We start from the raw sequence: 20,486 nt of genomic DNA, 5'->3' as shown, positions 1-20,486 counted from the left end.
CGCACGCGTGTGCTCGGGTTGGTTCCAGGGTAGGCGGCGAGGTGCCGCGACGCCGAACAAGGTGACGCACTGTTGCGGAACCGGTACCTGACGACGCGCAGCTCCCCGGGCGAAAGATGGAAAACCCTGCGACCCGGCACGGCGATGGGGCACCGGCACCGGCACCGGCACCGGCACCGGCACCGGCACCGGCACCGGCACCGGCTCAGGCTCAGGCTCAGGCTCAGGCTCAGGCTCAGGCGAGGGTGAAGTCGGCGAAGCTGAAGCCGGGCGACACCATGCACGACACCAGCGCCTCCTCGTCCGCCGGGATCGTGCGCTGCCACGTCCCCGCGGGAACCAGCACCTGGGGATTGCCGGCGTCGAGAACGTGGGTCGCACCGTCCTCGGGGTTTTCGCCTTCGCCGCCGAACTGCACGCGAACGGTGCCCGGACCGTGCCACAGCCAGATCTCGTCGCTGGTCACCACGTGCCAGGCGGACGCCTCGCCCACGGGAAGCAGGAAGAGGATCATCGTGGCCGCGGGGCGCACGCCGCCGTGCGCGGCGACCTCCACCGGCGCCGTCCAGGTGCGCCGGTACCACCCGCCCTCCGGATGCGGCTCCAGCTCGAGCTCGGCCGCGCGCTGCGGTACGGCAACCCACTCGATGAGCTCACCGTCGGGTGTGCGCCGGGCCATCCGGGCTTCGTTCTCAGTCATTCGTCCTCCTTCGCGGCCGACGTCTCGCCGGCGATCACGGTGCGGATCGCGCGCCCGGCCCCGTCCTCCGCGAGCGCGGCCAGCCCATCGGCGACTCCCGCCTCCTGGCCGAGATCCACGTCGTCGAGCCGGAAACAGGCGAGGTCCGCGCGAGCGCCCACGGCGAGGTAGCCGGTGCGATCCGGCCCGACGTCGATGCCCATCGCGTGAGCGCCGCCGAGGGTGGCGGCCGACAGCAGCCGCTCGTGCAGATCGCGGTCGGCGTATCCCTGTGCGCGGGCGATGCGCACGAGAGCCGACACATCGGCCATCAGATCCAGCGACGGACTCGACGAGAGCGAGTCGGTGCCCACCGCGACGGCACTCCCCTCCCGCAGATAGGCCGCCACGGGGGGCGCATCCAGACCGATGACGTCGTTGGAGCGCGGGCACAGCGCCACCGACGTCCCGCGGGCGCGCAGCAGCGCGCGGTCCGCAGCTGTCATGTACACCCCGTGCGCCACGTGACAGTCGGGGCCGAGGACGCCGAGCTGATCGACGAACTCCGTGGCGCTGGCACCGAAGCCGGCGGCACGCAGCGACTGGAAGCTCTCCAGCTTGGCGAAACGCCACGGATCCCCGGGGGCGGTGCCGGGGCGCTCCCCCTCGAACGCGCTCTCCCCGAGGTGCAGGTGCGTGCGCAGCCCGCGGGCGCGAACGATGTCGGGGATCTCCAGCAGCGGTTCGGTGTCCAGCGAGTAGGGGGCGTGCGGCGACAGACCTGCGCCCGGCACGGGCGGGATCCGGTCGAGCTCGGCGATGATCAGCTCGCGGCCGCGGGCCGCCCAGTCCTCGTTGGTCCAGCTCATCACCTCCCAGTAGGTGATGCCGCCGAGGCCCGTCTCGCCGAGCACGGGCAGCGCCTCGGCATCCGTCACGATGTCCGCCACTGAGGTGATGCCGGCGCGAATCATCTGCTGTGCACCGGCCACGGCATCGGCGTGCCAGTCGTGTGGGCGCTCATACACCGCGTCGAACGCGTCGGCCCAGTCGTCGAAGCCGGCATAGCGCCCCTGACCGACCTCGGCCATGCCGGAGTACTGCAGGTGGGAGTGCGCGTTGACGAGGCCGGGCAGGAGCGCACCCTCGATGCGGATCTCCTCGAAGCGCTCGCCCCGGTCGGCGAGCATGTCCCGCACCCAGGCCCGTTCGCCGACATGGAGGATGCGTCCGTGTCGCACCGCGACGGCGCCGTCCCTCATCGCGGGTGCCGTCATGGGCACCACGAGACGGGCGGAGTACAGGGTGATGTCGCTGACGTCAGTCATCGCTCTCTCGGGTTGGGGCCGGGGTGGGACGGGCGTCGGGGAAGCGCGCCGGGAGCCAGTCGACGGCGGTGGGCACGGACGACGATGGGGCGGGGACGGGACGATCCAGCAGCCCGGCGGCGATGGCCTCGTCCTCGGACGGAGGGAGGGGAAACACGCCAGGCAGCGGGAACGCCCCCTCGGCGAGCAGCCGCGCGGCGGCGAGCTGCGCGGCGAAGGAGTAGTCCATGATCTGCACGGGGTTGCCCTCGGCTGCCGTGATGTTGATGCAGCCGCCACGGTCGAGCACGACGACGGCGTGCGAAGCGTCCAGCCGCAGACGCTCCACCTTCGGGGCGAGCTCGGGTTCCCAGCGGGCTCCGGCGCTGAGCGCCGACGACAGGTCGATCTCATCGATGACCCCGCCGGCCACCGCGAACACGGTATCGGAGGGTGCCGCGCGCAGCAGGTCCACCGGGACGGTGCGGGCCATGCCGGTGGCGGAGATGACGACGCCGCCGCGTGCAAGCGCCGATGCGGCCGGACCGGTCACGTAGCCGGCAGAGCGCGCCTCGAGCTCGCGCACCGGGTCGGTCTCCACGACGGTGACATCGCCTCCCAGCGCGCGCACGTGCTGCGCGACTCCCTCGCCGACCGGGCCGTAGCCGATCACCGTGACCGGGGAACCGCCGAAACCGCGGCCGATCCCGTCCAGCAGATCGGCGATCGCGAAGACGCAGGACTGACCGGTGCCGTAGCGGTTGTCGAAGCGTGTCTTCATGCGCGCATCGTTGACCGCCACGACGGGAACGGTCAACGCGTCACCCATCGCCCGCAGCGGACGAAGGCCGCTCGTGGTCTCCTCCGCTGCGCCACGGAGGGGCACGCCGTCCAGCAGCGCCAGCCGGATGAGGTGGGCACCGTCGTCCAGCAGGAAATCCAGGCCCTCCGCGAGGAAGGCGCGGGCATTGGCCAGCTGGCGCGATTCGTGGGTGGAGGCGTGAACGGTGAAGCCGCGGCGCCGCAGCGCTTCGGCGATGGCCGGATCCGTCTCGTCCGCGTGCGCGTAGAGCACCACGCGCGCACCGGCTTCGCGCAAGAAGAGGGCGAGGTTCGCGGTCTTGGGCTCCAGCACCATGCTGATGCCGAAGGTCGTGCCCGTGAGCATCCCGCCGAGCCGCTGGGTCTGCACCGCACACGCGCTCATGAAGTCGTGCGCCCATTGCAGGCGGGCATCCGCGTCGGAGATGTCGGCGACCGGCGTCCGCACCGCCCTCGCCGGCAGCACGCGGACCAGCCGCCCGGCCTCACGGAACGCACGGAACGGATCGCGAGTGGGCTCGCTCTGCGCCTGCCCTCCGGCCTCGAACGCGGGCTCGTCGCCGCACTCGATGACCACCGCACCGTCGACGAGCTCGTCGCCCCGGAGGCGGACACCGGTGTCACCGTCCGCGTAGACGTAGGCCGCGTCGCCGAGCCCGCAGATCACGGCGCCGAGGCGGCGCAGCAGGTCTCGCAGCGCCGCGGTCCTGTCGTCATCCGGCACCACGGCGGTGGGCTGTCCGGAGACGACGAGGTTTCCCGCCGCAGCGAATCGGCGGACGATTCGTTCGGGCGCCTCGTGCACCCCTCCAGCGTACCGACGCGGGGCTCACGCCGGAGCGAGGACGAAGCTGAACGATCCGGTGACGATGGATGCCGACAGTGCGACGGCCGAGACCACCGCTGCGGCCGCCATGAGGGCCGCGTCCCGACCGTCGAAGGGCGACGGGCGCGACCAGCTGCGCGCGTTCGAGGAGCCGAAGCCGCGCGCTTCCATGGCGGTCGCGAGCTTGGTGCCGCGGCGGATCGCGAGCACGAACAGGGCGAACGCCATGCCCAGCACGCGGCGGACGCGCCCCTGGTCGGCGACACCGCGTGCGCGGCGGGCCAGCCCGAGGGAGCGCACGTCGTCGGTCAGCAGTCCCAGCAGGCGCATGCCGGCGAGTGCCCCGAGAACGAACCGGCTGGGCAGACGCAGGCGCTGCGAGAGCGCGTCTGCGAGGTCGGTCGGATCGATCGAGGCGAACAGCGCGATCGAGGGCAGCCCAATGGCGAACAGCCGGATCGTGGTGGCGAGCGCCAGCTCCAGCGAGCCTTCGCTGACGCGGATCGCACCCCACTCGAACAGCACGGCCCCGGACGTGCGTCCGTACAGACCGATGCCGATCGCGGCCGCGGGGGCGCCGACCCAGACGGGGATGGTCCGGAAGAAGAACTCCTTCGGGCGCAGACCCGACGCGAACACGAAACCGAGTCCGAGCACGAGAGCGACCGATGCCGAGACGACGTCGAGCGTGAGGACCAGCGGCAGGGCGAGCAGCAGCGAGGCCCCGAGCTTGGCCAGGGGTGAGCGCGGCGCGATGGGACCGCCCCGCTGACGAGTGGTGGTGCCCACCGGGATCGCGAGCGTCACGCGGCCTCCCCCACCCGGACGGTGCGGGCATGCAGCGCGGCGAGCACCTCGGTGTCGTGCGTCACGGCCACGATGGCGCGGCCTTCATCGCGCAACTCGGCCATCAGGGCAACAAGCTCCGCCCAGGTCACCGCATCCTGACCGAAGGTGGGCTCATCCAGCGCGATCACCCGGGGACCGGTGGCGAGCACGGCCGCCACGGTCAGCCGCCGCTGCTCGCCTCCCGACAGCGTGTAGGGATTGGCGTCGGCGAGACGATCCAGCCGCAGGCGCGCGAGCAGCTCATCGGTGCGGGCTCGCACCTCCGCCTCCGATCTCTTCAGCGCGCGCAGCCCCACCTCCAGTTCGCCCCGCACGGTGGTGGACAGCAGCTGGTGCTCGGGTTCCTGAAAGACCATCCCGATCCGCGTCAGGAGATCACGCGAGCGCCAGCGGTACGGATCGGCGCGCAGCCCCGCGGCCAGCTCCGGGGCGGCGGCAACGACCCCGGCGGCCGGCGCGATGAGACCGGCCACGGTGAGCGCCAGCGTCGACTTCCCTGCTCCGTTTCGTCCCACGATGCCGAGCGCCTCACCGGCTCGCACATCGACGTTCAGCGGACCGGCAACGGGGTGGCCGGCCACCCGCGCGACGGCGAGCTCGGTACCCCGCAACAGGGTGGCTCCGGGAGCGGTCGCCGCAGCGGCGGGGCGCTGGGGCGGATGCTCCGGCACCCAGACCCCCGCGGCGGCGAGTTCGGCACCGCGATCTCCCAGCACCCGTTCCACCGGACCGTCAGCGATCACACCGCCCTCGCCCAGCACGATGATCCGGTCGATCACGGGCAGCCAGGCCTCGATGCGGTGCTCCACCACCAGCAGGGTGGCACCGGTCGATTCCAGCGCGCGGCGGACGGCGCCCTGCACCTCGGCCACGCCCTCCGGGTCGAGGTTCGCGGTGGGTTCGTCCAGGATGAGAGCGCCCGGCTGCATCGCCAGCACACCGGCCAGCGCGAGACGCTGCTTCTGGCCGCCGGAGAGCGCGGACGTGGATCGGTCCAGGGCGACGTCGAGTCCAACCTCGTCCAGTGCCCGCCGCACCCGCGCGGGGATCTCCTGCGCAGGAACGCCCAGGTTCTCCGGACCGAAGGCGACGTCATCGCCCACCCGCGACAGCACGGCCTGGGTGTCCGGATCTTGTAGCACCAGTCCGACTCGCCCGCGGACGGCGGTGGCCGGGGATCCGTCGACGAGGAGCTCACCACGGGCTTCCCCCTCATCGTCGCCGCCGAGCACGCCCCCGAAGGCGTGCAGAACGGTCGACTTCCCGGATCCCGAGGCGCCCAGCAGCAGCACGCGCTCCCCGGGCTCGACCCGGAAGGTCACGTCCGCCACCGCCCAGGCCCGGCGTGTGGCGTATCGCCACCCCCAGTCCCGCGCCTCCAGCGCCACCGCCGTCATCGCGGCCGGTTCAGACGCGCGCGGTGGCGTGACGACCCGAGGCGAAGCGCGACAGCGCGCCCGTCTTCGCCAGCGCCTTCGTGATCAGCCAGCTGCCGACACCCGCGATCACCGCGCCGGAGATGGTCGTGCTGATGATGTAGACGGTCGTGAACAGCGCATCCGCTCCCGAGTACCAGAGGATGCGGTCGTTGATGCCGCAGGCCAGACCGGCAGCGGCACCCGCGAGGACAGCCACCGGCAGGTTCCACACGCGGTACAGGAACAGCAGGAAGATGAGCTCGGCACCCAGACCCTGCACCGCGCCGGAGACGATGGTGAGCCCCGTCCACTGCGAGCCGAGGAGCGCGGAGATCGACGCGGCCACCAGCTCGGCGTAGATCGCGGCGCCGGGCTTTCGGACGATGAATCCGGCCAGCACACCGGCCAGCAGCCAGGGTCCGGCAAGCAGGCCCTGCACGCCGGGAAGCAGCGGCTTGAGAAGCGCCGACGGGCCCTCGTAGGCGACGTTCCAGATCAGGAACAGGGCGGCGCAGGCCACCGCGATGACGCTCGCCACGACGATGTCGACCACCCGCCAGCGGGTGTCGATGCGGCGGGCCGCCGCGTGCAGCTGTGGAGACGTGGATGAATGCACGAAAATATTCCCTTCCTTCGCCGGCATGACCCGGATCAGGTTCGACGGTCGAAGCGCGATCGCTTCCTCTCAGCCCTCGACGAGGACTCCCGTGGTGTCCCCCGAGTATAGCGATCCGCGAGCGCAGCGGTCCGGCTGCCCGACTCGATCGTGATGACCTCCGCGCCTAGTGCCGGTTTGTGCTAATCACAGCCCTGCCACGCTGGGCATAAATGACGGTAGGCTTTTTATGAGTAACCGAGTTACTCATAAAGAGCGAGGAGGTGATTATGAGTAACGACCGCAATGAGTGGCCGGCCATTCGGTACGAGACGGTCGACTGGCACCCCGCGGTCCCCATTTCAGACAGCATCAGCGTCGTACCACACCGCTATCGGGCGGCAATTCCGGCGCCAATCGCCGGCCTGATGCCAGCACTCGACCCCGCCGTCGTTGCGGCGGCGGAGAACGCCACGGCTGAACTCACGCGCTTCGACGCCGAGCTCGGTCATCGGGTCGCGGCATTCGCTCCCGTTCTGCTGCGCTCCGAGGCAGCGTCATCGTCGCAGATCGAGAACCTCACGGCGAGCGCCCGCGCGATTTTCAGCGCCGAACTCGGCGCCCGGGGAAGTCGCAACGCTGAACTCATCGCTGCCAACACGCGCGCCATGTCCGCTGCCATCTCACTTGCCGAGAATCTGAGCCCGGACATGATCCGAGAGCTCCATCGCGTGCTCATGGCCGAGCAGCCGCGGCATACTCCCGGCCAGTGGCGAACCGAGGCCGTGTGGATCGGGACTCACAGCGACTCCCCCATCGGCGCGGACTTCGTCGCGCCTGTGCACGAGAGAATCCCGGCCCTCATCGACGACCTCGTCGCATTCGCGGGCCGCCGAGACGTTCCCGCTCTGGTCTCGACGGCGATCACGCACGCTCAGTTCGAGACCATCCACCCGTTTACCGACGGCAACGGACGAACCGGCCGCGCTCTGGCCCAGGCACTGCTGCGAAATCGCGGCGTCACGCGAAACGTGGCGGTGCCCGTATCGGCAGGCCTCCTCGCCAACGTCGAGGGCTATCACGATGCGCTCACCGCTTACCGGGCAGGTGATCCTGCGCCTATCGTGATGTCGTTCGCGTCCGCGGCTGGTCGTGCCGTCGCGAACGCGCGGCTTCTGGTCGCAGAAGTCGATGACATCAGGAAGTCGTGGGACTCACGCCTAACGGCGCGACGTTCGAGCAACGCGTGGAGGTTGCTGGATGTCATCGCACGACAACCCGTTCTCAACTCCGCCGCCGCGGCAGAGGCCCTGGACGTGAAGCAGCCGAACGTCTATCCCCCACTTCAGGCGCTCGTCGATGCCGGCATCCTGAAGTCCAAGGCTGAACACAAGCTCGGGCCGTTCTGGCGCAGCGAAGAAGTGCTCACCGCGATCGACCGATTCGCTGCGCGAGCGGGACGCCGCGAAAAGGCCCGGTGACGCATGTTGTAAGAGATTTCCTCGCTCGTTCGCGGCCGACTGCGGAGTGTGGGAGAGAACACATGCAGAGCGTGTCAGCGGGGGCGCGAGAGCCCGATCATCCGCCGCACGAGGCGGCGTTCGCGGAGGATCATTGCGGCGCCCAGCAGCCAGAGCGGAACCTGGGTCAGCATGGCGACGCGGAACGCGTCCAGGCTGTAGTGCGACGGATCGCCCGCGCCCTGCAGGTCCATCGCCAGCCCGATGAACAAGATCGCCAGCAGACCGGCGAGGAACCCGCCGCCGTTGACGATGCCGGTGGCGGTCGAGAGCCGATGCTCCGGGTTGTACGTCCGCGCGTGATCGAACGCGATCATCGACGCCGGCCCGCCGGTGGCCAGCGCGAGCGCCAGCAGGATGAGCAGCCACAGTGGTGCGGGACCGGGCCACACCAGCACGACCACCCACATCAGCAGCTGCAGACCCACGGTCGGCAGCACCAACATGTGGGAGCGGCGCAGCGGATGACGGCTGGAGAGCGCACCGAGGAGCGGCCCCACCGCCATGCCGAAGACCACGTACAGGTTGGTCACGACGGAGGCGGCCGACGTGCTCAGCCCCTCCCCCTCGGTGAGGAAGGGAACGCCCCACAGCATGATGAACGCGGTTCCGGCGAAGGGGGTGGTGAAGTGCGACCAGAATCCGAGGCGCGTACCGGGGTGTGCCCACGCGTCCGCGACGCTCTGGCGCAGGTCGATCGAGGAGCGCACCACGCGGATCGCGCCGGTGTCGGTGTTGACCGAGACGTCCTCCTGACGCTCCGGCGGACGGTTTCTGATCACGGCGAACACGAGGATCGCGAACAGCACACCGAGCCCGGCCAGCGACCCGAACGCGATGGACCACGTCGTCGCGTGCAGCAGCGCCGCGAGCGGCACGAGGGCGAGCAGCTGCCCCGCCTGACCCACGATGCCGGTGAGCTGGACGAGCAGCGGAGCACGCTGAGCCGGGAACCACGTGGCGACGACGCGGAGCACGCTCGGGAAGACGGCGGCGTCACCGGCGCCCAGCAGCATCCGCGCGAGGATCGCGATGCCGACGTTCGGTGCGAGCGCCATCACGAGCTGGCCTGCGGCCATGAGGATCATGCCGGCCGTGATGATCGGCCGAGCACCCCACCGGTCGAGCATGAGGCCCACCGGGATCTGCGCGAGGCCGTAGACGGCGAGCTGGAGGACGGCGAACATCGCCAGCGTGGATGCGTCAGCCCCGAAGTGGTGCGCCGCATCGACCCCGACCGCGCCCAGGGATGTGCGATTCGCGACCGAGAGCACATACGCGGCGACACCGGTAATCCAGATGGCCCAGATCCGCCCGGAGGCCCCGGTTGTCTCGGTCATGATCGCACCCGCATTCCTCCAGGATACTCCTGTGGTCAGACCACAGGGGTATCGATCCGCGACCTCGTGACGCTGTGCTGGTAGAACGCCCATCCGAACACGATCGTGCCGAGGAGCAGGATCGCACGCGTCAGGGTGATCGCCGCCACCACCGTGGCGCCCGGAAGCCCCCCCGACACCAGCAGACCGATCATGACCACCTCGTAGCCGCCGATGCCGTTGGGCGTGGCCACCACCATACTCACCACCGTGGCCATGCCGTAGGCCACGAACACGAGCGCCGGATCGGGCCAGAGCCCGAACGACGCGAGTCCCACCCAGAACAGCCCCGCATCACACGCGTGCACGAGGAATGTCCACAGGAAAGGAGCCAGCAGCGCGCGCGGCTGCTCCATCACCGCGCGAAGCTCACGGTGCAGTCCGTCGAAGAATCGCACCAGCACGATCGGTGCCACCAGCTGTGGGCGCCCCACCCGCCTGCCGATCGCATTCACCACCGCAGCGAGCCGCCCGGCGAAGCGATGCACCGGTCGACGACGACGCAGCAGCAGCACCCCGCCCACCGTCACCACCAGGGCCAGCGCTCCGACGCCGGCGGCCACCCAGAGCAGCAGCGGTGTGCCCCGCCCGCTCGCGATCAGCCAGGCCGAGCAGACCACGAGCACGATGGTGAACGACACGAACGTGACACCGAACCGGGCGAGCTGAGCAAGCGTGCCCTTCGCGGGCGCGACGCCGAGGGTCGCGAGTTTCCAGCTCGTGTAGGTGATGCCCGCGGCACCGCCCGACGGCAGCATGTGGTTGGCGAAGTTGAACTCCAGCGACATCCGCATCGCCGCCAGCGGATGCAGTCCCCGCAGCTCACCGCGAGCGCGCAGGTAGGAGAAGAGCGCCTCCCCCGTGACGGCGAAGCTCGCCAGCTGTACCGGGATCAGCAACGCCATCACCCACGGATTCACCAGCGGCAGGCTGTGAAACGCCGCCACCACCGTCGGCCAGGCACCGATGACGATCGCGACCACCAGCGCCGCGGTGATCGCGCTGACCCAGAACCGGGGCGATCGGTACCACCGCCGAGTCACGACATGGGCTCTTCCACCCGCGCCCACCTCTTGCGGTTGCCGAACCGATGGCGCGCGAGGGTCATGCTGTCGGTGGCGTAGTAGCGCGCGAGCTTCTCGCGGTCGATGGAGCGGAACAACCGCGCCTTCACCATCATGTTCGGGGAGAACCGCAGGACGTGCCCGGTGCGCAGGAGGGCGATCGTCACGTCCACGTCCTCACTCACCCGGTCATCCCCCATACTCACCAGCCGGCGCGCGGCCAGCCACGCCTCGCGCCGCAGCGCACTGTTGAAACCGTAGAGCATCGGCTGCACGCCGATGCTGCGCTGATGCCAGAAGCGGAACCCGCGGTACCACCACGAGAACCAGAAGCGGCGCCCCGGCGACAGCTCGGCGATGGCGGCACCACCACCCTGCGCATCCACGCGCGGTGAGCAGAAGTCCGCGCGGATCTGCTCGATCCAGTCCGAGCGCACCAGGGTGTCCGCATCGATGCGGGCGATGACATCGCACCGTGCGGCGTCGAAGCCCGTCTGCCGGGCATACGTGATGCCCTGTCGCTCTTCCCGCAACACCCGCACCCGGGCGAAGCGACTCGCAATGCGGGCGGTGTCGTCAGTGCTGGCGTTGTCGACGACGATGATCTCGTCCGGCAGATCCGTCTGCAATAGGAGGGCCGTGAGGCATCGCGCGATGATCGGCGCCTCGTTGTAGACCGGGATCACGACCGAGATGCTGGGCGGCCGGGACGTCTCTGTCGCAGTCATCCCGCCATTCAAGCCGGGCGCACGACGAATTGCAGTATCGCTCAGGGGCGATTCGGGGTGGAGCTCAGGGGACCTCTCAGGGTGGACTCCGCTCCACCGGCTGCCACTCGGCAACGTCACGGTACGTTAGGCGAGTGCACTCTGCCCCGCTCCCCGGAACCGCTCCCCGAGGGTCCGCCGATACCGCCGCGCCCGATGCTGCGTCCGGCACACCCGATGACGAGCCCGTGCCCGCATCCGCGCCCAGCGGGCCGACGACTCGTGCGCTGGAGTGGGTGAACCCCGATTCCATCGCCACCGAGCCCGCCGGCGCCACCCTGGTGGCCCCCGACCTCCTCACCGGCGTCGGGATGCCGCGCACGCGCAGCGGGTGGATTCCCGGGGGCATCCTGCTCGCGATCGCCGGCGGATACGTCGCCGCGACGCTTCTGTGGCCGCTCGCATCCCTTCCCCCTACCGTCTCGCCGATCACGGTGGAACCCGCAGCGGCCACCACTCAGCTGCCGGTGTGGCCCGGGATCGGCTCCGCCGCGATCGGCTACGAGGGAGGCCCCACTTACGCCTCCACCGCCGAGCGGACGCAGATGGCCAGCATCACCAAGATCGTCACCGTGATGACCGTGCTGGACACGGAGCCTCTGGAGATCGGCCAGAGCGGCCGGGAGTTCTCCTTCACGCAGTCCGACAGCGATGCGTACTGGGACTACCTGCGCTCCGACGAGTCAGCTCTCGACGTCCCCGTCGACGGTGTCCTCACGGAGTACCAGATGCTTGAGGGCATCATCCTGGGCTCCGCGGGCAACTACACCGACCGCCTGTCGGAGGCCTTCTGGCCCACCGATGCCGACTACGTGGCAGCCGCGAACGCATGGCTGGCGAAGGTGGGGCTCACCGACATCACCGTCGTGGAACCCACGGGCATCGACTACGGCAACACGGCCACCCCGGAGGCGCTGATCCGGCTGGCGGAGATCGCCCTGCAGAACCCGGTGGTCGCGGAGATCGCCGCGAAGCAGACCGTCGAGCTGCCCGGTGCCGGTCTCGTCACCAACACCAACGGCATCATCGGCGACCCGGGAGTCGTCGGGCTCAAGACCGGCACCCTGGAGGGGTACAACCTGCTCTCGGCGAAAGATCTCGACGTCGCGGGCACGCGGGTGCGGGCCTACGCCGTGACGCTGAACCAGGAGAGCGCCGACGAGCGCGACGCGGCATCGCGATCGCTGTACGACCAGCTGGCCACGCTGCTGGCGCCGTCCACCGCCGTGCCCGCCGGCACCGAGGTGGCGACGGTGACGACGATGTGGGGAGCCTCGACGACGGTTCGCACGGCAACCGACGCGAACGTGAGTCTCTGGCAAAAGCTGCCGACCGTGACGCGTGAGCTGAAGCTCGACGACGACACCTCTGCGGGAGCGAAGGCCGGGACCCTCACGGTCACCGGTGCGCTGGGTGCCGCCACGGTGGATCTGGAGCTGACCGACGAACTGCCCGGGCCCGATGCCTGGTGGCGGCTGACCCACCCCGTCGAGCTGTTCGGCCTCAACTGAGCCCGCGACGCACGCTCGGCCCGGACGGCGCCCGCTTCAGGAACGGCGGCCGGAGAGGTGCGCGCTGCGCTCGATGAAGTCCGGACGCTGGAAGTAGTGCGCCACGCGCTCCGGATCGATCGGTGCGATACCGCCAGCGGAGAGCGCACCGACCCGCACCCGCGCGCTCTTCACGGCCATCGTCGACACCGCCTCGATGCCCGCCGCCGTGTCCGAGGCCGCGATGATGCCGTGGTTGCCCAGCAGCACGAGCGAGGGCACCCTGGCGTGCTGGGCCACGTAGTCCGCCATCGCCTCCAGCACCACACGGCCCAGTTCGATGCCGGGCTCGGCGTAGGGGACGTAGAGCGGAACGCCCAGCGTCAGCAGCTCCTCCGTGTAGACCGGTCCCGCGAAGGCGACGGGTGCATGCACGCTTGCGAGGAGCGACACCACGGCCGTCGGGTGGGTGTGCGCCACGAAGCGGACGTCGCTGAACGCCCGAAAGGCCACGTGCACCAGCGTCTCGATCGAGGCTTTGCGCACCACGCCATCCGCGCGGGCCGTCAGGGCGGCGCTCAGCTCATCCTGCGTCGATGACGGATCCCGCATGATCGCAATCAGGGGATCGACGTCGACGACCACGAAGTCGTCCGGCCCGGCGGCGCTCATCGCCGATCCTGAGGCCTTGACGGCGATCGTGCCGGAGGCGACGAGCTCGCTGGTGTTGCCCTCGGCCATGATCACGAGGTCACGATGCGGTTCCCCCAGAGAGCGGGTCAGCTCGACGAGGGTGTCGGAGATGGCGGACGGGTCGATGCGTGCGGTCATGCGGAACTCCTTCGGTGCGCGTGGCGCGGTTGATACTCGATCGGGGACGGACGATCACCCGGTGGGAGAGGACGAGATCGGCTCTACCCGGACACCGATGCGCTGCCAGTCCTCCCGCAGGTGCGGCGGCGCATGGTCGGTGATGATGCGACCGATGCGATCCGCGGCGATCACCGGGTGCATGCCGAACCCGCTGAACTTGCTGGCGTCGGCGAGGACGACCACCTGATCCGCGATGGCGGCCATTGCCCGCTTCGTCTCCGCTTCCGCCACGGAGGCCTCCAGCAATCCGCGCTCCAGCGACAGGCCGGCGGCGCCGAAGAATGCCGTGCGGATGCGGCCGTAGCCCAGCAGCGCGCTCGGGTCGGCACCGGTGGTCGACTCACTCGCCCGCCGCACAGCGCCGCCGAGTAGCACGATGTCCGCATCGGACTGTGACGAGAGGAGACCGGCGATGCGCAGCGAGTTGGTGATCACGGTGAGCTCTCGGCGGGCGAGCAGTTCCAGTGCGAAGAAGTACGAGGTGGTGGAGGCATCGACGGCGATCGCCGCTCCGTCCGGCACGAGCGCGGCCGCGGCTGCCGCGATCCCCTGTTTCGCGCGCACGCCCTGCGCGAGGCGGTCGCCGAAGGCGCCTTCGACTCCGGCGCGCAGCGAACGAACGCCGCCTCGGGTGCGCTCCGCCAAGGCGCGTCGTTCCAGGCTCTCGACGTCCTTGCGCACCGTGACGGCGGACACGCCGAGGACGGAGACCAGGTCGAGCACGGTGACCTCTTCACGCTCCTCGAGGATCTCCAGGATCCGCAGTCCGCGATCGTCCGCTTCAGACATGGTCACCACCTTCCTCGGCCAGTCTGCCACGAATGTTGAGTTTCATACGAAACTATTTTTGTTGACGAACGAAACTCGGAGCGCTAGCGTGGCATCACACCGTCGCGCTGAGAAGGAGTCTCATGACCAACCCCGCCGTCACCGATCTGCTGACTCGCAGCAACCGCCTGGGCGCCGATCCGCGCATCACGAACTACGCCGGCGGCAACACGTCCGCGAAGGGGACCGAGACGGACCCGGTCACCGGCGAGCCCGTCGAGCTGCTCTGGGTCAAGGGGTCCGGCGGCGACCTCGGCACGCTGACGGAACCCGGTCTCGCGGTGCTGCGACTGGACCGGTTCCGCAAGCTCGTCGACGTCTACCCGGGCGTGGAGCGCGAGGACGAGATGGTCGCCGCGTTCGATTACTGCCTGCACGGCAAGGGCGGCGCGGCTCCGTCCATCGACACCGCGATGCACGGCCTCGTGGACGCGGCACACGTGGACCACCTGCACCCGGATGCCGGCATCGCGATCGCCACGGCAGCCGACGGTGAGCAGCTCACCCGCACGATCTTCGGCGACAAGGTCGTCTGGGTGCCCTGGCGCCGTCCCGGTTTCCAGCTCGGACTGGACATCGCTGCCATCAAGGAACAGAACCCGCAGGCCATCGGCACCATCCTCGGCGGACACGGCATCACCGCCTGGGGCGATTCGTCGGAGGAAGCGGAGACCAACAGCCGCTGGATCATCGACACCGCTACGGCGTACATCGCCGAGCACGGCGACCCGTCCCCGTTCGGCGGCGTGGTCGCCGGGTTCGAGGCGCTGCCGGAGAGCGACCGTCGCGAGCGCGCAGCCGCCCTCGCCCCCACGCTGCGCGCGATCGCCTCGCACGACAAGCCGATGATCGGTCACTTCACTGACAGCGACGCCGTCCTGGACTTCCTCGCGTCCGAGAAGCTGGCGCCCCTGGCCGCACTCGGCACGTCGTGCCCCGATCACTTCCTGCGCACCAAGGTCAAGCCGCTGGTGCTGGATCTTCCCACCACCGCCACCATCGACGAGGCGAAGGCACGCCTGGCGGAGCTGCACGAGCAGTACCGGGCCGACTACGCGGCCTACTATGACGCACACGCCACCGCCGAGTCACCCGCCATGCGCGGAGCGGACCCGCTCATCATCCTCATTCCCGGTGTCGGCATGTTCTCCTACGGCAAGGACAAGCAGACGGCGCGCGTCGCGGGCGAGTTCTACGTCAACGCGATCAACGTCATGCGCGGGGCCGAAGCACTGTCCACCTACTCCCCCATCTCCGACGCGGAGAAGTTCCGCATCGAGTACTGGGCCCTGGAGGAGGCGAAGCTCCAGCGGATGCCCCGGCCGAAGTCTCACGCAGGCCGCATCGCGTTCGTCACGGGTGCCGCCTCAGGAATCGGCAAGGCCATCGCTACGCGCCTCGCCGCCGAAGGCGCGTGCGTGGTCGTTGCAGACCTCGACCTCGAAAAGGCCCAAGCCGCCGCCGCGGAGCTCGGCACCGCCGACGTCGCGATCGGAGTGGCCGCCAACGTCGCGGACGCAACCGCCGTTCAGGCCGCGCTCGACGACGCCGTGCTGGCGTTCGGCGGGGTAGACCTTGTAGTCAACAACGCCGGCCTCTCGCTGTCCAAGCCGTTGCTGGAGACCACCGAGGCTGACTGGAACCTGCAGCACGACGTCATGGCCAAGGGCTCGTTCCTGGTGTCCAAGGCCGCAGCCAAGATCCTCATCGAGCAGAAGCTCGGCGGCGACATCATCTACATCTCGTCGAAGAACAGTGTGTTCGCCGGCCCCAACAACATCGCCTACTCCGCCACCAAGGCCGACCAGGCCCACCAGGTTCGTCTGCTCGCGGTCGAGCTCGGCGAGCACGGTGTGCGCGTCAACGGCATCAACCCCGATGGCGTGGTGCGCGGTTCCGGTATCTTCGCCTCGGGCTGGGGTGCCAACCGCGCCGCGACCTACGGTGTGAAGGAAGAGGACCTCGGTCAGTACTACGCCAACCGCACCATCCTCAAGCGCGAGGTCGTGCCCGAGAACGTGGCCGACGCCGTGTTCGTCCTCACGGGCCCCGAGCTCACCCGTACCACCGGCCTGCACATCCCGGTGGACTCGGGAGTCGCGGCGGCTTTCCTGCGATGATCGAGCGATGACCGTCCACGCAGCGATCGATCTCGGCGCATCCAGCGGGCGGGTGATCACGGCCGAGGTCACCCCGCGAGGGTTCCGGCTGGAGGCTCCCGCACGGTTCGAGAACCCGGTCGTCCGGGAGCAGGGCTCGCTGCGCTGGGACATCACGCGCACGTGGGCCTCGGCGCTGACCCGCCTCGCCGAGGCCCACGGGCGGACGCCGATCGACTCGGTCGGCGTCGACACGTGGGGCGTGGACTACGGCATCGTCCGTGACGGCCTGCTCACGGCGAATCCGCACCACTACCGGGAGGAGCGCACCGCGGAAGCTGTGGCCGCCGTCGCCGCGCGCGTCGATCCGGCCGAGCAGTTCCGCATCTCCGGTGTGGAGCCCATGCCGATCAACACCATCTACCAGTTGGCCGATGATGTGACCCATGAGCGCGTCCAGCCCGGTGACCGCGCGCTGCTGACCGCGGATCTGTTCTCCTTCTGGCTCTCGGGCGTGGAGATCGCCGAGCGGACCCTCGCATCGACCAGCGGGATGATCGGCGTCGGCTCTCGAGAGTGGGACTCCCGCCTCGTTGATGCTGCACGAATCCCGCCGGGCGTGCTGGCGAAGCTCGTGGACGCGGGCACGGTGCTGGGCGGCCTCGCCATCCAGACTCCCGTCGCGACGACGGCGTCGGACCTCTCCCGTGCAGCGACCGCCTTCACGGGCAGAGTGCCGCAGGTCATCGCCGTCGCCGCCCATGACACCGCATCCGCGGTCGTCGCGACGCCGCTGGCGGGTGCCGGTTCGGCCTACATCTCCTGCGGAACGTGGGGGCTCGTGGGGATCGAGACGAACGCCCCGGTCCTGTCCGACGCTGCTCGACAGGGCGGATTCACCAATGAGCTCGGCGCGGACGGTCGGGTGCTGCTGCAGCGCAACTCGATGGGCACGTTCATCCTCACGGAGTCGCTGCGGACCTGGCGGGACGCCGGTCACGACCTGGACCTCACCTCCCTGCTGGAGGCGGCGACCGCATCCGGACCGGCCGCCGCGGTGTTCGACGTCAACGATCCGCGATTCTCACCCCCGGGCGACATGCCGTCCCGGATCGCCGCCTGGTACCGCGAGCGGGGCCTCCCCGCCCCGTCGACGCCGGCGGAGGTGTGCCGCGCCATCGTCGAATCTCTCGCCCACGCGTTCGCGGACGCAGCACACGCGGCCGCCGACCTCGCCGGGACGCCACTGCGCACGATCCACGTCGTCGGCGGGGGAAGCCAGAACGTCCTGCTGTGCCGTCTGCTCGCGCAGCGCGCCGGGGTGGCGGTGGAAGCCGGGCCCGTGGAAGCCACCGCCATCGGCAACCTTCTGATCCAGGCGCGGGCGATCGGAACGCTCAGCGGAGACGTCGATGCCCTGCGAGCACTGATCCGCACCGCGGTGTCCCCCCTCCGGTACGAACCGCGCTGATTTCGCGGGAACGCGACTCAGCGCACAGACCCGCTCGGCGTGGGCGAAGCGGAAGGGTCATACACAAACGCGATACTCAGATCCTCCGACTCGAACAGGATCCTGCCATCCATGAACTCCCGGGAATGCCCTCCGGCGCCGCCCGCCGCGTGATCACCCCGGTAGGCGTGATGAATGATGAGATTCACCTCACGCAACTCGATCGACGATCTCCACTCCCCCTCAGCGCGATACTTCCTCGACGCCGTATCCCCTGAGCTGATATCGAAAGACGAGTCCGAAATCGTGAACGTACAATCCTCGTTGATCTGCAGAACACCCGTCTGCGGTGGCGCGGCACGCCACACTCCCACCAGTGGCGTGAGATGAACCTGGGGCCCGCACCCCGCGGTACCGACACCCGCGACAACGAGCGCTGTCAGAACAGCGATGAACCTCACCCACCGATCTCGGAACACGGCTCAGTCCACAGACCCGCTCGGCGTGGGCGAAGCGGAAGGGTCATACACAAACGTGATGCTCAGATCCTCCGACTCGAAGACGATCCTGCCATCAGCGAACTCGCGAGAATGCCCCCCGGCACCGCCCGCCGCACGGTCGCCGACATAGTCGTAATTGGTGTAGAGGTATACCCACTCTGCATCGCTGGCGAGATTCCAGTCCCCCTCGGCACGATAATTCCTAGGCGCTTTTCCTCCGTAGCCGATGTCGAAAGACGAGTCGGTGATCGTGAAAGTACCGTCCTCGAAGATCTGCAAAACACCCGTCTCCGGCGGCGCCGCACGCCACACCCCTACCGGTGACTCGAGATGAACCTGCGATCCACACCCCGCCGTACCGACGGCGAGGGCAAAGAGCGCTACGAGCGCGGCGAAGATCGGGATCGTACGCTGTCGTAGCGCGTTCATAGATAGACCCTCTCCGTCCACACGATCAGTTGACGCTCAGTCTCGAATCCGGCGCCGACCTCATTCTCATGGGTCATCCAGTGGTAGACACCGGGCCATGTCCACCCAAGACGGGGATGCGCGTCGCGGAATCGATGGTGGTGTCGTTTTCCACAATGTAGGTGATCAAAACACTCCCGTCGACCCCCGGCTCTTCAACAAAGAAGTTCAGAAGATATGAGCCCAAGAACGTGTCCGGGAGGTTCTCGAATCGGATCGGGACGTCGGCGCGATCCGAGGTACCGACCACCCCCAACACAGTTCCCACATCGGTGATCAGTCTCAGCGGATCGTTGCTCACGCCGTGCCAGATGGCATCGCTCGGATCACGCAGCCCGTCTCCGTTCCTGTCTATGTATCCGGCGCTCAGCCTTCCTTGCCGAAGGTCGTCAAGAATGCGCTCGCGCTGTTCACGGATGTAGTCGCTTTGCTGAATACGCTGCGTGAACGCGTCTTGCTGACCGAGGACGTAAGCCTGCTTGTCGCCCGCGATCCAACTGCCCAGCAATTGCCAGGTGTCTTCGTTCGCGCGCTTGCGCTGCAGCCACGCCGGGACCTCCGGCGATGACGCGGGGGTGTGCGCGATGGAACTCCAAGACTCAGAAGCGCCGAGAAGAAGCGAACGCGCGAGGGCCCGGTCCGCCTTGTCCCGCCGAGTGGCAAGGGCTGCAAGACCCGCGTTGGCGTTCTCGATCGTCTGGTAGGCCCTGCGCACTTCGGCCTGGTAGTCGGCGAAGCGTCGAGCCGCGATGCGCCCGCCGGTGAACGATGCCTGGGCGCTCGCCAGGGCAGCGCGGAACGGCGGGGCCTCCAACGCGATCTCGTCGACGAGGTCGGCGTAGACCTTCAGCGCCTTCGATGCGGCGTACAGCGTTTCCCGGGAGTCGTCGGCGCGGGTGCGAAGACGACTCAGCGCAGCGGAGAACTCGTCGGCGGCGCAGCCCCGCCAGAAGTCGTCTCGGGTGTCCAGCACACCGGCGGCGACGGTATCGATCCCTTCCACGTCGACGATCTGCTGGTCGCACCACGCCGCGGCAGCGCGGACCGCTGACATGTCGCCGGAATCCGGATAGTGCGCGCTCCAGTTGGCGCCCATCAACGCTCCAGCTCACCGATGAGCGCTGTCACCTGTGCGACGCCGTCTCGCTCGGTCTGCGTGAAGTCGGCTCCTGCCTCGGTGAGGCCCCGCGTGAGCGTTGCGCCGTCCGCTGTCATCGCGGTGAGCACCCGTTCGAACTCCCGGCCGAAGAAGTCGACCGCGGCGGTGACGATATCGCTGTTCCCCGGTGACACATCCGGTACGACGACCGCAGCACGGGGTTCGAAAGCGGCTCCCAGGCGCGAACGTGCCGCTGCCATCGCCGGTGCATCGATCATCACCTGTCTGTACATTCACGTCCCCACTCGCAGGTGAAGGATGCCGCCCCCGGAATCCTCCGGCGGTCACAGTAGCCGGTCCCGCACTCTGCGCGACGGCGCCTGTAAACAACCCGCGGCACGTGACCGAACCGGTGACGTCAGAAACGGGAGCCCGGAATCCCGGGCCCCCGTT

The 20,486-nt window shown here is 69.1% G+C and carries 18 protein-coding genes and 1 riboswitch; of the genes, 4 read left to right on the top strand and 14 right to left on the bottom strand.

From position 1 onward, the window contains the following. Positions 1-235 precede the first annotated feature (235 nt). From ACIQJ5_RS01350 to ACIQJ5_RS01325, 6 genes are all read right to left on the bottom strand, one after another. Positions 236-700 (bottom strand): cupin domain-containing protein, encoded by a 465-nt coding sequence (locus ACIQJ5_RS01350; protein WP_402840100.1) that lies wholly within the window; start codon positions 698-700, stop codon positions 236-238. Then, positions 697-2,007 (bottom strand): amidohydrolase family protein, encoded by a 1,311-nt coding sequence (locus tag ACIQJ5_RS01345; RefSeq protein WP_402840098.1) that lies wholly within the window; start codon positions 2,005-2,007, stop codon positions 697-699. Before ACIQJ5_RS01345 ends, ACIQJ5_RS01350 begins: the two co-directional genes overlap by 4 nt. Then, positions 2,000-3,613 (bottom strand): adenosylhomocysteinase, encoded by a 1,614-nt coding sequence (locus ACIQJ5_RS01340; protein ID WP_402840095.1) that lies wholly within the window; start codon positions 3,611-3,613, stop codon positions 2,000-2,002. Before ACIQJ5_RS01340 ends, ACIQJ5_RS01345 begins: the two co-directional genes overlap by 8 nt. 24 nt (positions 3,614-3,637) lie before the next feature. Continuing rightward, entirely contained in the window at positions 3,638-4,441 is an 804-nt protein-coding gene (locus ACIQJ5_RS01335; protein WP_402840092.1) for an energy-coupling factor transporter transmembrane component T family protein, read from the bottom strand. Continuing rightward, entirely contained in the window at positions 4,438-5,880 is a 1,443-nt protein-coding gene (locus ACIQJ5_RS01330) for an ABC transporter ATP-binding protein (protein ID WP_231090827.1), read from the bottom strand. Before ACIQJ5_RS01330 ends, ACIQJ5_RS01335 begins: the two co-directional genes overlap by 4 nt. 10 nt (positions 5,881-5,890) lie before the next feature. After that, complete coding sequence (locus ACIQJ5_RS01325; RefSeq protein ID WP_402840089.1) at positions 5,891-6,517, bottom strand: ECF transporter S component; 627 nt, start codon at positions 6,515-6,517, stop codon at positions 5,891-5,893. Further along, a riboswitch (TPP riboswitch) is annotated at positions 6,512-6,620 on the bottom strand. It overlaps the preceding gene by 6 nt. Before the next feature lie 166 nt (positions 6,621-6,786). Here ACIQJ5_RS01325 and ACIQJ5_RS01320 point away from each other — a divergent pair. After that, complete coding sequence (locus ACIQJ5_RS01320) at positions 6,787-7,977, top strand: Fic family protein (RefSeq protein ID WP_402840086.1); 1,191 nt, start codon at positions 6,787-6,789, stop codon at positions 7,975-7,977. Between the two features lie 74 nt (positions 7,978-8,051). Here the strand turns inward: ACIQJ5_RS01320 and ACIQJ5_RS01315 are convergent, their stop codons facing one another. Genes ACIQJ5_RS01315 through ACIQJ5_RS01305 form a run of 3 tightly spaced genes read right to left on the bottom strand, consistent with a single transcriptional unit; the run spans position 8,052 to position 11,187 of the window. Further along, positions 8,052-9,356, bottom strand: coding sequence for a nitrate/nitrite transporter (locus ACIQJ5_RS01315; RefSeq protein WP_402840083.1), 1,305 nt, complete (start codon positions 9,354-9,356; stop codon positions 8,052-8,054). Between the two features lie 35 nt (positions 9,357-9,391). Beyond that, on the bottom strand, positions 9,392-10,438 hold the full coding sequence (locus ACIQJ5_RS01310) for a lysylphosphatidylglycerol synthase transmembrane domain-containing protein (RefSeq protein WP_231090831.1): 1,047 nt from the start codon (positions 10,436-10,438) through the stop codon (positions 9,392-9,394). Continuing rightward, entirely contained in the window at positions 10,435-11,187 is a 753-nt protein-coding gene (locus ACIQJ5_RS01305) for a glycosyltransferase family 2 protein (RefSeq protein WP_231090832.1), read from the bottom strand. The genes ACIQJ5_RS01310 and ACIQJ5_RS01305 overlap by 4 nt, the downstream gene beginning before the upstream one ends. Before the next feature lie 134 nt (positions 11,188-11,321). Between ACIQJ5_RS01305 and ACIQJ5_RS01300 the strand changes: the two genes are divergently transcribed. After that, positions 11,322-12,737 carry a D-alanyl-D-alanine carboxypeptidase family protein gene (locus ACIQJ5_RS01300; RefSeq protein ID WP_402840078.1) on the top strand — a complete coding sequence of 472 codons (1,416 nt, stop codon included), beginning with the start codon at positions 11,322-11,324 and terminating at the stop codon, positions 12,735-12,737. A 36-nt stretch (positions 12,738-12,773) separates the two neighbouring features. Here the strand turns inward: ACIQJ5_RS01300 and ACIQJ5_RS01295 are convergent, their stop codons facing one another. Next, positions 12,774-13,547 (bottom strand): class II aldolase/adducin family protein, encoded by a 774-nt coding sequence (locus tag ACIQJ5_RS01295; RefSeq protein ID WP_402840075.1) that lies wholly within the window; start codon positions 13,545-13,547, stop codon positions 12,774-12,776. A 54-nt stretch (positions 13,548-13,601) separates the two neighbouring features. After that, on the bottom strand, positions 13,602-14,378 hold the full coding sequence (locus ACIQJ5_RS01290; protein WP_231090835.1) for a DeoR/GlpR family DNA-binding transcription regulator: 777 nt from the start codon (positions 14,376-14,378) through the stop codon (positions 13,602-13,604). 122 nt (positions 14,379-14,500) lie between these two features. Between ACIQJ5_RS01290 and ACIQJ5_RS01285 the strand changes: the two genes are divergently transcribed. Next, complete coding sequence (locus ACIQJ5_RS01285) at positions 14,501-16,537, top strand: bifunctional aldolase/short-chain dehydrogenase (RefSeq protein ID WP_402840071.1); 2,037 nt, start codon at positions 14,501-14,503, stop codon at positions 16,535-16,537. Positions 16,538-16,544: 7 nt separating this feature from the next. Further along, positions 16,545-17,987, top strand: coding sequence for a rhamnulokinase family protein (locus ACIQJ5_RS01280; protein WP_402840068.1), 1,443 nt, complete (start codon positions 16,545-16,547; stop codon positions 17,985-17,987). Between the two features lie 461 nt (positions 17,988-18,448). Here ACIQJ5_RS01280 and ACIQJ5_RS01275 read toward each other — a convergent pair whose 3' ends face one another. The 3 genes from ACIQJ5_RS01275 to ACIQJ5_RS01265 form a co-directional block, all read right to left on the bottom strand. After that, complete coding sequence (locus ACIQJ5_RS01275) at positions 18,449-18,895, bottom strand: hypothetical protein (RefSeq protein WP_402840065.1); 447 nt, start codon at positions 18,893-18,895, stop codon at positions 18,449-18,451. Between the two features lie 73 nt (positions 18,896-18,968). Further along, positions 18,969-20,030: a hypothetical protein gene (locus tag ACIQJ5_RS01270; protein ID WP_402840062.1), complete on the bottom strand. Its 1,062-nt coding sequence runs from the start codon at positions 20,028-20,030 to the stop codon at positions 18,969-18,971. Continuing rightward, positions 20,030-20,311 (bottom strand): hypothetical protein, encoded by a 282-nt coding sequence (locus ACIQJ5_RS01265; RefSeq protein WP_231090842.1) that lies wholly within the window; start codon positions 20,309-20,311, stop codon positions 20,030-20,032. Before ACIQJ5_RS01265 ends, ACIQJ5_RS01270 begins: the two co-directional genes overlap by 1 nt. Positions 20,312-20,486: the final 175 nt, after the last annotated feature.

It is taken from the genome of Microbacterium sp. GXS0129 (genome assembly GCF_044769785.1).
Classification (GTDB): Bacteria; Actinomycetota; Actinomycetes; order Actinomycetales; family Microbacteriaceae; genus Microbacterium; species Microbacterium nymphoidis.
Note: the sequence above shows the minus strand (reverse complement) of the source record. Positions and strands in the feature narration are given on the sequence as shown.

Excerpts from the sequence above, each read along its gene's own strand:
- ACIQJ5_RS01265 (WP_231090842.1), bottom strand. The coding sequence starts at position 20,311 with ATGATCGATGCACCGGCGATGGCAGCGGCACGTTCGCGCCTGGGAGCC.
- ACIQJ5_RS01270 (WP_402840062.1), bottom strand. The coding sequence starts at position 20,030 with ATGGGCGCCAACTGGAGCGCGCACTATCCGGATTCCGGCGACATGTCA.
- ACIQJ5_RS01275 (WP_402840065.1), bottom strand. The coding sequence starts at position 18,895 with ATGAACGCGCTACGACAGCGTACGATCCCGATCTTCGCCGCGCTCGTA.
- ACIQJ5_RS01315 (WP_402840083.1), bottom strand. The coding sequence starts at position 9,356 with ATGACCGAGACAACCGGGGCCTCCGGGCGGATCTGGGCCATCTGGATT.
- ACIQJ5_RS01305 (WP_231090832.1), bottom strand. The coding sequence starts at position 11,187 with ATGACTGCGACAGAGACGTCCCGGCCGCCCAGCATCTCGGTCGTGATC.
- ACIQJ5_RS01320 (WP_402840086.1), top strand. The coding sequence starts at position 6,787 with ATGAGTAACGACCGCAATGAGTGGCCGGCCATTCGGTACGAGACGGTC.
- ACIQJ5_RS01330 (WP_231090827.1), bottom strand. The coding sequence starts at position 5,880 with ATGACGGCGGTGGCGCTGGAGGCGCGGGACTGGGGGTGGCGATACGCC.
- ACIQJ5_RS01295 (WP_402840075.1), bottom strand. The coding sequence starts at position 13,547 with ATGACCGCACGCATCGACCCGTCCGCCATCTCCGACACCCTCGTCGAG.
- ACIQJ5_RS01290 (WP_231090835.1), bottom strand. The coding sequence starts at position 14,378 with ATGTCTGAAGCGGACGATCGCGGACTGCGGATCCTGGAGATCCTCGAG.
- ACIQJ5_RS01285 (WP_402840071.1), top strand. The coding sequence starts at position 14,501 with ATGACCAACCCCGCCGTCACCGATCTGCTGACTCGCAGCAACCGCCTG.
- ACIQJ5_RS01350 (WP_402840100.1), bottom strand. The coding sequence starts at position 700 with ATGACTGAGAACGAAGCCCGGATGGCCCGGCGCACACCCGACGGTGAG.
- ACIQJ5_RS01280 (WP_402840068.1), top strand. The coding sequence starts at position 16,545 with ATGACCGTCCACGCAGCGATCGATCTCGGCGCATCCAGCGGGCGGGTG.
- ACIQJ5_RS01345 (WP_402840098.1), bottom strand. The coding sequence starts at position 2,007 with ATGACTGACGTCAGCGACATCACCCTGTACTCCGCCCGTCTCGTGGTG.